A 13,710-nucleotide genomic window follows, 5' to 3' on the forward strand; every position below is an offset into this window, starting at 1 on the left:
TAAACGGACGGTCGTGCTAGTATTTGGCCGTCAACTCTCTCCTCTGGAGGACGACATGGCGCTTGCGCACTCCTGTCCCGACCCGGGCCGGAAGGCGGCCCGTCAGCCGGGCCCGAACCAGTGGTTCAAGGACCACCTGGACTCCGTGATCGAGGCCGAACTCCTCCAGGGCGACGCCCGTGCGGCGTCGGCCGGAGAGCGGGTGGCACGATGACCGAAACCGGCACCGGCGCCCCGCGGCGCATCGGGATCGCCATCGCGGCGGGCATGTTGAAGGGCTCCTACGGCCACGGGGTGCTCTCCGCCTTCGAGGACCACGGAGTGCGCGCCGAGGTGTACGGCACGGCCTCCTCCTCGGTGCTCTCCGGCGGCCTCGCCGCCATCGGCCAGGCGCGCCGCACCGGCGTCGACTACTGGCTGGGGGCCGCGGCCGGGGCCCAGGAGAAGGGCATGAGCCAGGTGGTGCTCGACAGCATCGAGAGCTACGGCCCCGCGCTGCGCGCCGGGCTCTTCGCTCCCGGGGCGCCGGAGTTCCTGTTGGCCACGAGCAAGGTCACCAACGCCGCCGCGGCCGAGCTCACACAGGGCCCCGGCGCCAAAGAACTCGGCAAGCAGTTGCTGCGCAACGTCTTCGCCGGGGACCGGAGTTGGGTCGAGGAGAACCTGTCCACCGTCGTGTTCTCCTCCCGCGGGCTGCCCACGGGGGAGCAGCCCGCCCTGACGCCGGACAACTACGACGCGGTCGCCTACGCCTCCACCCGCATGTTGCACGCCTGGAAGGTGCCGGCAGAGGTGGCTGGCGAGGCGTACGTGGACGCCTCCTACACCTGCTCCTGCCCCGCCCGCGAGGTGGCGGCCACCGGCGTCGACGTCGTCATCGCGATCGGCTGCGACCCCTTCCCGCTCTTCCGCGACCTGTACGCGAGCGAGGAGATCGCCGACGGCTCCACCATCGGCGGGGCGCAGGTCCTGGTCATCAAGCCGGAGCAGGACCTGAAGGAGCTGGGCGTGGACTACGCGGCGGCGTCGGCGGATGGTCTGGTGAAGGCGTACGACCTCGGGGTCGAGACGGGGGAGCGCTTCGTCGCCGCCCGGGCCGAACTGCTCGGCCTCACCTCCCGCGCCGGACGGGGGGAGGGGGCGTGACGCACGTGGTCACCGAGCAGTGCGTGCACTGCAAGTTCGCCGAGTGCGTCACCTACTGCCCCGTGGCCTGCTTCCGGGAGGCCGACTCCTTCCTGGTGATCGACCCCGTGGAGTGCATCGACTGCGGCAACTGCGTGGAGGCGTGCCCGGCGGACGCGATCTACCCGGAGGGCGAGTTGACGCCCGATCTGGAACCGGCCCTGGAGTGGAACGCCCGGCTGGCCTCCCGGCTGCCGCTGGCCACCGTGCCGGTCTCCCCGCTCGCCGACGGCGACGACTGGAACGGCAAGCCGGACAAGTGGGCGTCCCTGACCGCCGAACTGGCCCCACGGCAACCCTGAGCCGCAACCGCCCCACGCCCGCGCCCGAGCGCCGCGGACCCGGTGCTGTGACCACCGGGTCCGCGGCCCCCGACGCAGCCTGCCGCTGACGTCACCTACTCGGGCCGGACGCCCGCCCGACGAGGGCTCGGCCGCTGGTGAGCCCTACGGGGGTGGGCAGCGCGTCGGCCGGCCCCGACCGTGCCGGGTCGTGGCGCGGACGGCGCTCGCGGGGAGGCCGGGCCCACCGGGAATCCGTACCGGTGGTGGGCCCGGCAAGGGCGGCGGTGACGGCGGTCCGCCGGAGGGGGGCGGGCCGCCGACGCCGCCGCCCTCGTGCGGCGGCGTTGTCACACCCTCCGCCTAGGGTTGGACCATGACGACGCACACGAACGAGTCGACCGACCGCGACAGCTTCGCACCGCTGGTCTTCCTGGCGTACGACCACGCCCCCGGCAGCTACGGCCTGCTGCTCAGCGATGACCACATGGGCTCGACCACCGCGCTCTTCGACCAGCACGGTCACCAAGGCGGCGGGTACGACTGGGAGGCCGTGGCCAGATCCGCGGTGCACGCCCGCGCCCCCGAGGTGGCGGACCGGCTCAAGTACGACTGCGAGGCAGGCATGTTCGTCGCGTACGGCTCCGACGCCGAGGCGCTGCGCAAGCTGGGCGCGCTGCTGGCCGAGGCCCATCGCGACCCGAAGGTGCTCGCCGACTATCTCGCGACCGCGGACCCCGACTGGTTCGACTGATCGGGGCTGCCCGGCGGGGTGGCCCGCCCGGGACGGGGTGCCGGTGCCTGCTGCCCGGGTGCTGCGGGAGAAGACGGCTCCGCCCCCGCCCCAGGCTGCTCAGGCCGCGGGGACGGGGGCGGAGGCCGGTCATTCCTCAGACGGCGACGGTGGCCGCCTCGCGCTTGGCGCGCGCCGCGCGGATGCCCTCGCGGCGGTCGGTGAAGGACGTCGCCTTGGCATCCAACTGTGCGACGAAGGCGGCAAGTTCCTCCCGCGCCGCCTCGCCGACCGGGCCAAGGCCCTCCTGCTCGAAGACCCGCAACTTGCGCAGGATGGGCATGACGACGCTGTCCCGGTGCAGCCGGAGGTCGTAGATGCCGGCGATGGCGATCTCGGCGGACTTGCGCCCGAAGTCCTTGATCGTGGAGCCGGGCATCTCGAAGCCGACGACGACGTCGCGTACGACCTCCATGGCGGTGTCAGGTGCCAGCTCGAACGCGGCCTCGACCAGGTTGCGGTAGAAGACCATGTGCAGGTTCTCGTCCGCGGCGATCTTGGCCAGCAGGGCGTCACAGATCGGGTCGCCGCTGATCTGGCCGGTGTTGCGGTGCGAGATGCGGGTGGCCAGTTCCTGGAAGGCGGCGTACGTGATCGCGTGCAGCGCACTGTAGCCGTCGGGGCGGTCGTACCCGGCCGACATGTGTGCCATCCGGGCGCGCTCCAGGGCCCTGGGATCCACGGCCCGGGTGGTCAGCAGGTAGTCGCGGAGCGCGGCGCCGTGCCTGGCCTCCTCCGCCGTCCAGCGGTCGACCCAGTTGCCCCACGGGCCGTCCTTGCCGAACTCGGCCACCGCGAAGTGGTAGCCGGGCAGGTTGTCCTCGGTCAGCAGGTTGACCACGAGCGAGGTGCGGGCCACCTCGGGCAGGGTGGCCTCGTCCTGGGTCCACTCCTGGCCGCCGAGCGGACCGGAGAAGTCGCGCCCGGCGCTCCAGGGGACGTACTCGTGGGGGAACCATTCCTTGGCGACGTCCAGGTGCCGGTGCAGATTGCTCTCCACCACCGGCTGGAGCTCGGTGAGCAGGAAGCGCTCGGCGCGGGCGACGCTGCGGTCGGATCGATCGATGGGGGGCATGACGCGTTCTTCCTCACATCGTTGGCACGGCGGGAAATCCCGCTACTGGGGCGCGGGTTGCGGTTGCTCCGTGGCCCGGGAACGGATCGTCGGCGCGACCGCGACGGCGGCTGCCGACCCGATGGCGCAGGCCAGGAACACCTGGAGGTAGCCCTGGTCGTCGAGGGCGTTGTGTCGCTGGAGGATCGCGGCCAGCACGGCGATCCCCAGGGCGCCGCCCACCTGGCGGGTGGTCATCAAGAGGCCGGAGCCCGAGGCGAAGCGCTGCGGCTGGAGCGAGGCCGTCGCGGCGTTGGAGATGGCGGTCAGGGCCGCACCGATGCCGAGCCCGGCCAGCACGCCGATCGGCAGCCACAGGGCCAGGTACTGGCGCTCGGTGTCGAGCAGCAGGTACATCGCCGCACACGAGGCACCGAAGAGCGCGGAACCGCCGGCCACCGCGACCCACTGGTGCTGCGGGCTGACCCGCCGGCCGACGACGGTGGCGCCGACCGCGGCGGCGAAGGCGCCCGGGGTGACGGCGAGGCCGGCCTTCAGCTCGGAGTAGCCCCAGACCGCGTTCAGGAACAGCAGGGTGCTCAGCAGGTAGGCGTACATGGCCGCGCCGAAGAGCAGGGAGGCCACGTTGGTGGCGGCGAAGCTACGGCTGCGCCACAGGTCCCACTCGATGGCCGGAGCGGGGTGCCGGCGCGAGGTGAGCAGCGCGGCGGCGAGCAGCACCGCGCCGCCGATCAGCAGGCCGATCACCCGACCGCTGCCCCAACCCCACTCGGTGCCCTGGGTCACGCCGAAGACGATGCCGCCGATGCCGAGCGCCAGCGCGACGGTGCCCACCGGGTCGGGCAGCCGGCGCCCGCTGGCCGGATCGCCGGCCAGCTTGGCGGCGACGAGCACGATGGCGAGCCCCACCGGCAGGTTGATCAGGAAGACGCTGCGCCAGCCCCAGGCGTCCACCAGCAGACCGCCCAGGCTCGGACCGACGGCGGCGGCCATGCTGCCGACCGCGCCCCACACCCCGAGCGCGACCTGCCGGCGGGCGGCCGGCGTGTGCTGGAGCACCAGGCCGAGCGCCGAGGGGATCATGCCGGCGGCGGCCACGCCCTGGAGCGCCCGGGCGCCGACCAGCATCGGCACGCCGACGGCCAGCCCGCTGAGCGCGGAGGCCAGGGTGAACAGGACGGTGGACCACAGGAACAGCTTCTTGCGCCCGATGATGTCCGCGGTCCGGCCGGCGACGGCCAGCAGCGCCGCGAACACCACGGTGTACGCCGTGATGACCCAGGTCAGTTGGGACAGCGAGGCGTCGGGGAAGTCCGCGCGCAGGTCGGAGAAGGCGATGTTCACGATCGTGGTGTCGAGCACCGCGAGGAAGGTGGCCCCGGAGGCGACGATCAGCGCCAGTTTGGCCGTCGCCGCCGCCTGCGGCGTCTTGCCGTCCGGTGCCGCGGCGGCTTCGGGTGGGCCGACGTCGGGTGACTGGGGTGAGGCGGTGGTCATTGCGCGAGGGTCCCTTCGCCGTGGAGCGCGCGGTGGTCATCGGTAGCGCAGCGGTCGCCGAGCGTGCGGGGGGCGACGCACGATAAAAGTAAACGATCGTACGTTTATTTTAAAGGTGGATCTAGTGGTCCACCGGCGCCGGTGCGATGAACTCCAACGCGCTGTCGATGACGGCCGGTTCACCGAGCACCTTGCGGTGCCCGAGCCCCCTGGTGAGGACCAGGTCCGCCTGCTCCCCGTACGCCGCCTTCAGCGCGTGCGCCTGGGCGACCGGGACCATCTCGTCGTCCACGTCGTGGATGACCCGCATCGGCACATCGATCTCCGCGGTGTTGCGGGTGGCGTCGAACAGCTCCCAGGGGCCCGGCACTTCGGCGAAGAGCCGGTGCTCGATCCGCTCCCGCAGGTCCCGCCGCAACCCGGGCCCCAGGCTCAGGATCCGGGAGAACTCGTCGGCGAAGTGGTCGAAGTCCTTCACCGCCGAGACGGTGACCAGACGCTCGGCGCGGACGCCGGCGCGCAGCGCCAGGAAGGCACTGGTGGCGCCGAGCGAATGGGCGATGACCGCGTGGAAGGTCCCGTAGCGCGCCTGGAGTTCGGCGATGATCCTGCGGTATTCGAGCACGGTCGTGCTGCGGCCCGATGACCCGCCGTGTCCCGGTGCGTCGAAGGAGACGGCCGTCAGCCCCAGCGCCCGAAGCCGCGGCACGAACCCCGCGTACCGGGAGGCCCGGGACTGCCAGCCGTGCACCATCAGCACCGGACGTTCCCCAGGTCCCCAGCGGTAGCAGCGCACCCGCTTGCCGGCCACGACCAACTCGTCGGTCACCGCCTGCTCGTGCACCGCGCGCTCCCGCGGCAGCACCGCACCGCGCCGCAGCGGATAGCAGAACAGCGCGTACGAGGCCCGACCGGCCAGCCGCGGGGCGGGTCTGGCCAGCGTGTTCAGGGCAGAGCCGACCAGCGGCTCCACGCCACTCATGCCGTCCCCCGTCCGCCGCGCGCGCCCGTGGTGCGGGAGCCGCCGGCACCGGTGGCCCGGCCGCTGGCTGCGGCGCCCCGCCCCGGTCGCCGGCGCTACGTCCGGCGGTCCGGTCAGCCCAGCCGCATGTGGTGCAGCAGCAGCAGCGCCGCCGCCATGTTGGCCGCCGGCACCTCACCCCTGGCCACGATGTCGGGGACGATCTTCAGCGGCACCCACTCGATGCGGTCCGACTCGAAGGCGTCCTCGGGCGGGCCCACGTGGGCGGCGTCCTCGGCCCAGTAGATGTGGTGCCTGGCGTCCGTCAGGCCGTTGGACGGCTCGACGGAGAGCAGGTGCCGCAGCGGGCCGGGGCGCCAGCCGGTCTCCTCCTCCAACTCGCGGGCCGCCGCGTCCACCACGCGCTCGCCGTCCTCGACGACCCCGGCGGGCAGCTCCCACCCCCAGGTGTCGGTGATGAACCGGTGCCGCCACAGCAGCAGCACCTCATTGGCCTCGTTGACCACGGTGGCCACGGCGACCGGCCGCAGCCTGATCAGGTAGTGGTCGAGGTGGTGCCCGTCGGGGAGTTCGACGTCGGCCAGATTGACACGGAACCAACGGTTCTCGTAGACCGTCTGCTCCTTGAGGTTCTTCCAAAGCACGGTGAGCCACCTTCCGCCGTAGAGAGCAGCGACTCGGCGGGAGCAGCCCCACCGTGCCTCACAGCGGAACGCGCAGTGCCCCGTCGATCAGTTCGGCCGCCTCGGACGTCGCGGCGCATCCGCTCTCGACGAGATGCTCGCGCACCGCGCGGAGCCGGTCCCGTAAGCGCTGCGATTCCATTCCGCGTGCCCGCTGTGCCATCTCGACCGCGGTCGCACCCGCCCGGTCCGCGTCGCCCTGGCGCAACGCGATGTGCGTGAGCATCGCCAGTCGGTGGACCCGGCCCCGGTCGTGTGCGGGGGTGTCCACCGCGGCCGTGGCGTGTTCGCGGGCTGCGTCCAGGTCGCCGAGGTTCAACAGCGCCTCGGCGACCTGCACGTTCACCAAGCCCGGCTGCACGTAGCCGGTCTCGTCGGGCTCCTGCCCCGGGCGGATGCGCTCAGCCGCGCTCTCCGCCCGCCGGATGCAGGACAGCGCCCCTGCGCCGTCGCCGAGCCGTGCGTACGCCTTGGCCTGCATGGCGTACAGATCGGCGGCGAGGGCCGGGGTGATGCGGGGGCCGGCGGCGCGCAGCGCGGATTCGGCGAACGCCACCGCCTGCCGGTACTCGCGCATGAACAGCGACTGGTTGACCAACAGGGCGATGACGTAGGCGCCGAGGCCGCGGTCACCGCTGGCCTTGGCGAGCCGCAGCGCCTGGTGGAAGTAGCGCTGGGCGAGGCCGTGCGCGTCCGAGTCGTACGCACAGATCCCGGCGACGGCGACCAGGCCGCCGGTGGCCCGGTGCAGGTGGCGGCCGGTCGCGTCCGGATAGCTGCCGCGCAGCAGCGGCGCCGCCTCGGAGATGAGGAACCCGACGACCCGCGCCCTGGTCGCCACCCCGCCGGCCTTGCGGTACATCTGCTCGTAGTGGGTGCGGGCCGAGCGCAGCATGGCGATGTCGGTCATGGAGACCCGGGTCAGCCCGGTGCGCGAGACGTCCGAGTCCTCGGGCGGGTTCTCCCATTCCCAGACCGGGATGACGGCCGGGGTGCCGGTGACGGCGGGGGCGCTGACGACGTGCGGGCGCTGCTGTTCGTCCGAGCGCCACAGGGCGGTGGCGCGCTCGACGAAGCCGGACAGCGGGGTGGCCGCGCCGCGGGTGCTGCCGGGGGTGCCGAGGCCGATGGCGTCCAGGGTGAGCGCGCGGTGCAGCCGCTCGCCGAGCACTTCGCAGATCAGGTCGGGCACCTGCCCGCGGGGCCGCTGCCCCTTCAACCAGCGGGCGACGGCCGTGTGTTCGTACCGCAGCTCCATGCCGCGGGCCCGACCCGCCTCGTTGACGTGTGCCGCCAGTGCCGCGTGCGAGATTCCCGCCTCGTCCAGCACGGCATCGAGCAGTGTGTTGGGCTCCATGCTGCGCTCCCCATGCCTCCCGGTGCCCCCGGTGCTCTCAGCGTAAGGGGAGGGCGCGCACACGGGGTGTGAAGTGACCGCACGGGCTGCCGGAGCCCGCCGGGCAGCGCCCGCGCCATGGCCGTTCGTACGGCGGTGACCTGCGGGAACGGCAGCCTGCGGGGACGGTGACCGGCGGGGGTGCGGGTTCAACGGGGGTGCTGGCGGGGCGGGTTCGTCCAGTACGGGCCCAAGGCGGCCGGCGGCGCAGGGCCCAGGTTCGGCCGGCGGCGGGGCCGGGCGGTCGTACGCGTCGGTCCGCAGCAGTACTACTGACGTGCCGTCACAGCGCGCGCCGGCCCGTGGGTCACGAGAGGTGGGCGTCGCCGGCCGGGACCGTCACCGGCGCCTGGGCCGGCACCCGACTGCGGTCGTTGCGGAGGACGACCAGGGCCGCGTCGTCGGTGAGTCGCCCGCCGGTGTGTTGCAACAGCGCGTCGTGCACCTGGTCGACGACGGACTGCGGGTGCACCGGGCCGCCGCGGGCCGCCCACGCCAGGGCGCAGGTGAGCGGGAAGAAGAGGCCGTCGGCGTCCCGCGCGTCCGGCGCCCCGTCCGTGTACAGGACCAGCGCCTCGCCGGGCAGCAGCAGCGTGCAGCGGATCGGCGTCGGCCCGTCCGGCAGCGGGAACGCACCGAGCGGCGGCATCGGCTCGTCGGGCGCGAGTTGGGTGACCTGCGGCAGCGCCGAACGATGGGCCAGCGTGCGCCGCCCGGCCCGGTGCGGGCCGACCGGGCGGCCGTGCCCCTGACCCACCAGCAGGATCGGCCAGGGGTGCCCGCAGTTGAGGGCCATCACCTCGCCGGACGGCAGCACTTCGAGGAGCAGCAGGGTGACGAAGTCCTCGGCGGTCGTCGACTGCGCCGCGTCCGCGCCGGCCGATTCCGTCGCGCCCGGCCCGGCGGCCGGCCCACCGGTCGGGCCGCCGGCCGGCGCGGTGGCCTGCTGGTCGGCGGCGGTGCGCTCGTGCAGATGACGGCGGAGCGCCCGGTCGAGACGGCTCAGCACCCCGGCGAGTTCGGGCTCGTCGTGCGCGGCCTCGCGGAAGCTGCCGAGCACGGCGGCGACGGTGCCGAGCGCGCCGATGCCGTGCCCGCGGACGTCGCCGATGACGATCCGTACGCCGTGCGGCGTGGCCAACACCTCGTACAGGTCGCCCCCGACGACGGCGCCCCGGCTCGCCGACAACTGGCCGCCGGCGATGGCCAGTTGGTCAAGTCTGGGCGGGAGCGGGCGGAGCAGGGTCCGTTGGGCGGCGACGGCCACCGCCTGGGTGCGGTCGAGCTCCTTGAGCAGCCGGAGCCGGCGCCGGTTGGTCAACCCGCAGGCGACCAACACGGAGACGACGGCGGCGCAGGTGCCCAGCGGCGCGGTGGCAGTCTCGTGCGGTCGGCAGACGGCGATGACGGCCAGGGCGGCGAGTGCCCCGAGTCCGCCGGTCAGCACCCGGCTGCATCTGCCGCCGAGGGCGAGGGCGAGTACGGGCGCCGCGGCGAGCAGCGGTTCGAGCCGCGGCCCGGGCGGATCCGCCAGCTCCCAGCCGAGTACGGCGAGCACCCAGAGGGCCGGCAGGACGAGCGCCAGCACCTGTGGGGCTCGTGACGCCGCCGTGAACATGGCGCCCAGCGCCTTGGTTCCGATCATCCACCGGCCCCCCTAGCAGCGCATCAGGTGGTCGGCCGGCCCCTGGCCCTTGCATGCGGTGGGGGTGCGCGACCGGGACGATTGTGGCGACCATCGACCGGGGGTTGACTGAGTACGCTCCGCTTCTCACTCCTTCGGGTGAGCAGGCCCCAGGTCGCGCATGATCGGTGAGCACATACGCCCGAAATCCCGCCGCGCCCCGCACAGCCGCGCGAGCGCCGGCCCGCCGCAGGTCACACGCCGCGCCCCCGGCCACCACCACCCGCGCCCCGGGGCCCGTACGGCAGGTCGGCAAGGCACCGCGGGCGCGCGAAGGGGCGCGCCCCGCGCAGTGCACGCGGGACACGCCCCTGGGTTGGGCCGAGCCTGATCCCCGACGGGTGCGGGGGCGGCGGGTCAGGCGCCGCGCAGCACCGCCCCGGTGCGCTCGACGGCAGCCGCGACCGCTGCGTCCCGGGCCGCGGACGCCTCGTCGGCGGTCAGCGTCCGGTCCGCGGCGCGCAGCCGCAGCGCGTACGCGAGCGACTTCTTGCCCGCGCCGAGCTGCTCGCCGGTGAAGACGTCGAACAGCCGCACCGACTCCAGCAGTTCGCCGGCGCCCGAGGTGAGCGCCGCCTCGACGTCGGCGGCCGGCACCGCTGCGTCGACGACCAGCGCCACGTCACGGGTGGCGACCGGGAAGGTGGCCACCCGCGGCGCCTGCACCAGTCCCGGGGCCGCCTGCTCCAGGCGGTCGAGCTCGATCTCCATGGCGCAGGTGCGCTCCGGCAGGCCGAGCGCCTTGATCACCCGCGGGTGGAGTTCGCCCGCGTTGCCGACCAGCACTTCCTGGCCGTCCACGAGGGCGAGCAGCGCCGCACAGCGGCCCGGGTGCCACGGGGCCTGCTGGTCCTGCCGGACGATCAGCTCGACACCGGCCTGGGCGGCGATCAGCCGGCCGGCCTCGACGGCGTCGTTCCAGTTCGCCTGGCGACCCTCGCCCCACCAGCCGGCCCGCTCGCGGGCGCCGGCCAGGACGACCGCGACGCGGCGCGGCTGCCGCGGCAGGGCGCCGTTGAGCGCGGCGAGCTCCGCGTCGGTCGGACGGCGGTCGACCGGCAGCCGGACCGCGGCGACCGCGGTCTCCTCCGCGGAGGCGACGGCGCGGAAGACCAGGCCGGTCTCGAACAGGGCGATGTCCTGCTCGCCCCGGCCGAGGTTGCGGCGGAGCGCGCCCAGCAGCCCGGGCAGCAGGGTGGTGCGCAGCACCGGCTCGGTGTCCGAGAGCGGGTTGGCCAGCCGGACCACGGCGCGCCGCGGGTCGTCGGCGTCGAGCCCGAACTGGTCGAGCACCTCCACGCCGATGAACGGGTAGTTCGGCGCCTCGGTGTAGCCGGCACCGGCCAGCGCCCGGCCGACCCTGCGGTGCAGCCGCTGGCGCTCGGTCAGGCCGCGGCCGGCGGGCGGCTGCGGCAGCGTGGAGGGCAGGTTGACGTAGCCCTCCAGCCGGATGACCTCTTCGGCGAGGTCGTTCGGGTCGGTCAGGTCGGGCCGCCAGCTCGGGGCGGTGACCACCAGTTCGTCCTGGCCGTAGACGTCGCAGCCCACTTCCTGGAGCCGGCGCACGACCGTCTCCCGGCCGTAGTCGACGCCGGCGACCCGGTCCGGGTGGTCGGCGCGCATCGTGATGGTGCGCGGCCCGCTGGGCGTGGTGACCTCGGTGACGCCGGCCTCGGCGGTGCCGCCGGCGAGCAGCACCAGCAGGTCAACGGCGCGCTGTGCGGCGGCGGACGCGGCCTGCGGGTCGACGCCGCGCTCGAAGCGCCGCGACGCCTCGGAGGACAGCTTGTGCCGGCGGGCCGTACGGGCGATGGAGACGGCGTCGAAGTGCGCCGCCTCGATGACCACGTCGGTGGTGCCGGCGGCCGTCTCCTGGTCGCTGGCGTCGGCGATCTCGGTGTTGGCTCCGCCCATCACGCCGGCGAGCCCGATCGGCCCGCTGTCGTCGGTGATGACCAGGTCCTCGGCGTCCAGGACGCGCTGGGTGCCGTCCAGCGTGGTGAGCTTCTCGCCGGCCTCCGCGCGCCGTACGCCGATGGTGCCGGCCACCCGGGAGCGGTCGTAGGCGTGCAGCGGTTGGCCGAGTTCCAGCATCACGTAGTTGGTGACGTCGACGGCCAGCGAGATCGGCCGCATGCCGGCCTTCTGGAGGCGGCGCTGGAGCCAGATCGGCGAGCGCGCCTCGGGCGAGAGGCCGACCACCGTACGGGCGGTGAAGCGGTTGCAGCCGCGCGGGTCGGCGACGCTGACCGGGTAGCCGAAGCCGTTGGGCGCCGGCACGTCGAGCAGGGCCGGGTCGCGCAGCGGCAGCCCGTAGGCGGTGGCGGCCTCGCGGGCGACGCCGCGCAGCGAGAGGCAGTAGCCGCGGTCGGGCGTGACCGCGATGTCCAGCACCTCGTCGACGAGCTCCAGCAGCTCGATCGCGTCGGAGCCCACCTCGTGCTCGGGCGGCAGCACGATGATGCCGTCGTGGTCGTCGGACATGCCCAGCTCACTGGCGGAGCAGATCATGCCTTCGGAGACGTGGCCGTACGTCTTGCGCGCGGAGATCTTGAAGCCGCCGGGCAGTTCGGCGCCGGGCAGGACGACGACGACCTTGTCGCCGACGGCGAAGTTGCTGGCGCCACAGATGATGTTCTGCGGCTCGCCCGTTCCGTTGGCCTGGCCGACGTCGACCTGGCAGTAGCGGATGGGCTTCTTGAAGCCGTCGAGCACCTCGATGGCGAGCACCTTGCCGACCACCAGCGGGCCGGTGAGCCCGGCGCCGAGCTGCTCGACGGTCTCCACTTCGAGTCCTGCGTCGATGAGCTTGGCCTGCACGGCGCGGCCGGTCTCGCCGGCCGGCAGGTCCACGTACTCCCGCAGCCAGGAAAGCGGGATTCGCATCAGATCTCCGTCCCGAACGGTCGGGTGAAGCGCACGTCACCCTCGACCATGTCTCGCATGTCCTCGACGTTGTGGCGGAACATCAGCATCCGTTCGATGCCGAAGCCGAAGGCGAACCCGCTGTACTTCTCCGGGTCCACGCCGCAGGCGACCAGGACGCGCGGGTTGACCATGCCGCAGCCGCCGAGCTCGATCCAGCCCTCGGACGAGCAGGTGCGGCAGGGGCGGTCGGGGTTGCCGACCGAGGCCCCGCGGCACACGTAGCACTCCATGTCCATCTCGGCGGAGGGCTCGGTGAAGGGGAAGTAGTTCGGCCGCAGCCGGGTGTGCACGTCCGCCCCGAACAGGCTCTGGACCATGTGGTCCAAGGTGCCCTTCAGGTCGGCCATGGTCAGCCCCTCGTCGATGGCGAGCAGCTCCACCTGGTGGAAGACGGGGGTGTGGGTGGCGTCGAGCTCGTCGGTGCGGTACACGCGGCCGGGGCAGATCACGTACACCGGCGGCTCGCGGTCGAGCATCGCCCGCACCTGCACCGGCGAGGTGTGGGTGCGCAGCACGATGCCGGACTCCGCCTCGTCCACCGGCTCCCGCTCGGCGTCCGCCCGCACGAAGAAGGTGTCCTGGGTGGCGCGCGCCGGGTGGTCGGGCGTGAAGTTGAGCGCGTCGAAGTTGAACCACTCCGCCTCGGCCTCGGGCCCCTCGGCGACCTCGTAGCCCATGGCCACGAAGATGTCCTCGATGCGCTCGGAGAGGGTGGTGAGCGGGTGCCGGGCGCCGGGCGTCAGACGGTCGCCGGGCAGCGTGACGTCCACCGCCTCCTCGACCAGGACGCGCGCGTCGCGCTCCGTCTCCAGTTCCTCCTGCCGCGCCTTGAACGCGCGGTTGACCTCGCCGCGCGCGCCGCCGACGCGCTTGCCCGCGTCGGCCTTGGCGTGCGGCGGCAGTGCGCCGATCTCACGGTTGGCCAGCGCCAGCGGCGAGCGGTCGCCGGTGTGCGCGATCTTCGCCTCGTGGAGCGCCGCGAGGTCCCCGGCCGCGGCGAACGCGGCCAGCGCCTCGTCCCGCATCCGGGCGATCTCTTCCGGTTTCAGTGCCTCGACCTCTACCGGGTCATAGGACTTGTTGGGTGCCGACATCTCTTCCCGTGCTTCCGATTGGCTATTGGCTTCGCCCCGCCTCGGCGCCTCGCTCGTCCGCGGACCGAGCACGTGTGGCTCGGCCGACGACGGTGGTGCCAAAGGTGCCAAA

At 73.4% G+C, this 13,710-nt stretch carries 12 protein-coding genes; 4 read left to right on the forward strand and 8 right to left on the reverse strand.

What is annotated here, in order from left to right:
• Positions 1-55: 55 nt before the first annotated feature.
• The 4 genes from ACMA1D_RS14805 (at position 56) to ACMA1D_RS14820 (ending at position 2,220) form a co-directional block, all read left to right on the forward strand.
• Complete coding sequence (locus ACMA1D_RS14805) at positions 56-214, forward strand: hypothetical protein (protein WP_414724426.1); 159 nt, start codon at positions 56-58, stop codon at positions 212-214.
• The gene (locus ACMA1D_RS14810; protein WP_414724427.1) at positions 211-1,146 is read left to right on the forward strand and encodes a hypothetical protein; all 936 of its coding nucleotides are present in this window, start codon (positions 211-213) and stop codon (positions 1,144-1,146) included. The genes ACMA1D_RS14805 and ACMA1D_RS14810 overlap by 4 nt, the downstream gene beginning before the upstream one ends.
• Positions 1,143-1,487 (forward strand): 4Fe-4S dicluster domain-containing protein, encoded by a 345-nt coding sequence (locus tag ACMA1D_RS14815; RefSeq protein WP_414724428.1) that lies wholly within the window; start codon positions 1,143-1,145, stop codon positions 1,485-1,487. The genes ACMA1D_RS14810 and ACMA1D_RS14815 overlap by 4 nt, the downstream gene beginning before the upstream one ends.
• Before the next feature lie 355 nt (positions 1,488-1,842).
• Entirely contained in the window at positions 1,843-2,220 is a 378-nt protein-coding gene (locus ACMA1D_RS14820; protein WP_414724429.1) for an immunity 51 family protein, read from the forward strand.
• A 136-nt stretch (positions 2,221-2,356) separates the two neighbouring features.
• Here ACMA1D_RS14820 and ACMA1D_RS14825 read toward each other — a convergent pair whose 3' ends face one another.
• The 8 genes from ACMA1D_RS14825 to pheS form a co-directional block, all read right to left on the reverse strand.
• Positions 2,357-3,334 (reverse strand): acyl-ACP desaturase, encoded by a 978-nt coding sequence (locus ACMA1D_RS14825; protein ID WP_414724430.1) that lies wholly within the window; start codon positions 3,332-3,334, stop codon positions 2,357-2,359.
• 42 nt (positions 3,335-3,376) lie between these two features.
• Entirely contained in the window at positions 3,377-4,831 is a 1,455-nt protein-coding gene (locus tag ACMA1D_RS14830) for a DHA2 family efflux MFS transporter permease subunit (protein ID WP_414724431.1), read from the reverse strand.
• Between the two features lie 121 nt (positions 4,832-4,952).
• The gene (locus ACMA1D_RS14835; protein WP_414724432.1) at positions 4,953-5,813 is read right to left on the reverse strand and encodes an alpha/beta hydrolase; all 861 of its coding nucleotides are present in this window, start codon (positions 5,811-5,813) and stop codon (positions 4,953-4,955) included.
• Between the two features lie 113 nt (positions 5,814-5,926).
• The gene (locus tag ACMA1D_RS14840) at positions 5,927-6,457 is read right to left on the reverse strand and encodes an NUDIX hydrolase (RefSeq protein ID WP_414724433.1); all 531 of its coding nucleotides are present in this window, start codon (positions 6,455-6,457) and stop codon (positions 5,927-5,929) included.
• Positions 6,458-6,515: 58 nt separating this feature from the next.
• Complete coding sequence (locus ACMA1D_RS14845; protein WP_414724434.1) at positions 6,516-7,853, reverse strand: transcriptional regulator; 1,338 nt, start codon at positions 7,851-7,853, stop codon at positions 6,516-6,518.
• Between the two features lie 346 nt (positions 7,854-8,199).
• Positions 8,200-9,537, reverse strand: a complete 1,338-nt coding sequence (locus ACMA1D_RS14850; RefSeq protein WP_414724435.1) for a PP2C family protein-serine/threonine phosphatase — start codon at positions 9,535-9,537, stop codon at positions 8,200-8,202.
• Positions 9,538-9,933: 396 nt separating this feature from the next.
• Positions 9,934-12,462 carry a phenylalanine--tRNA ligase subunit beta gene (gene pheT / locus ACMA1D_RS14855; RefSeq protein WP_414724436.1) on the reverse strand — a complete coding sequence of 843 codons (2,529 nt, stop codon included), beginning with the start codon at positions 12,460-12,462 and terminating at the stop codon, positions 9,934-9,936.
• Entirely contained in the window at positions 12,462-13,598 is a 1,137-nt protein-coding gene (pheS, locus tag ACMA1D_RS14860; RefSeq protein ID WP_414724437.1) for a phenylalanine--tRNA ligase subunit alpha, read from the reverse strand. The genes pheT and pheS overlap by 1 nt, the downstream gene beginning before the upstream one ends.
• Positions 13,599-13,710 lie beyond the last annotated feature (112 nt).

The sequence above is a fragment of the Streptomyces sp. 796.1 genome (assembly GCF_047525675.1).
Taxonomy (GTDB): Bacteria; Actinomycetota; Actinomycetes; order Streptomycetales; family Streptomycetaceae; genus Streptomyces.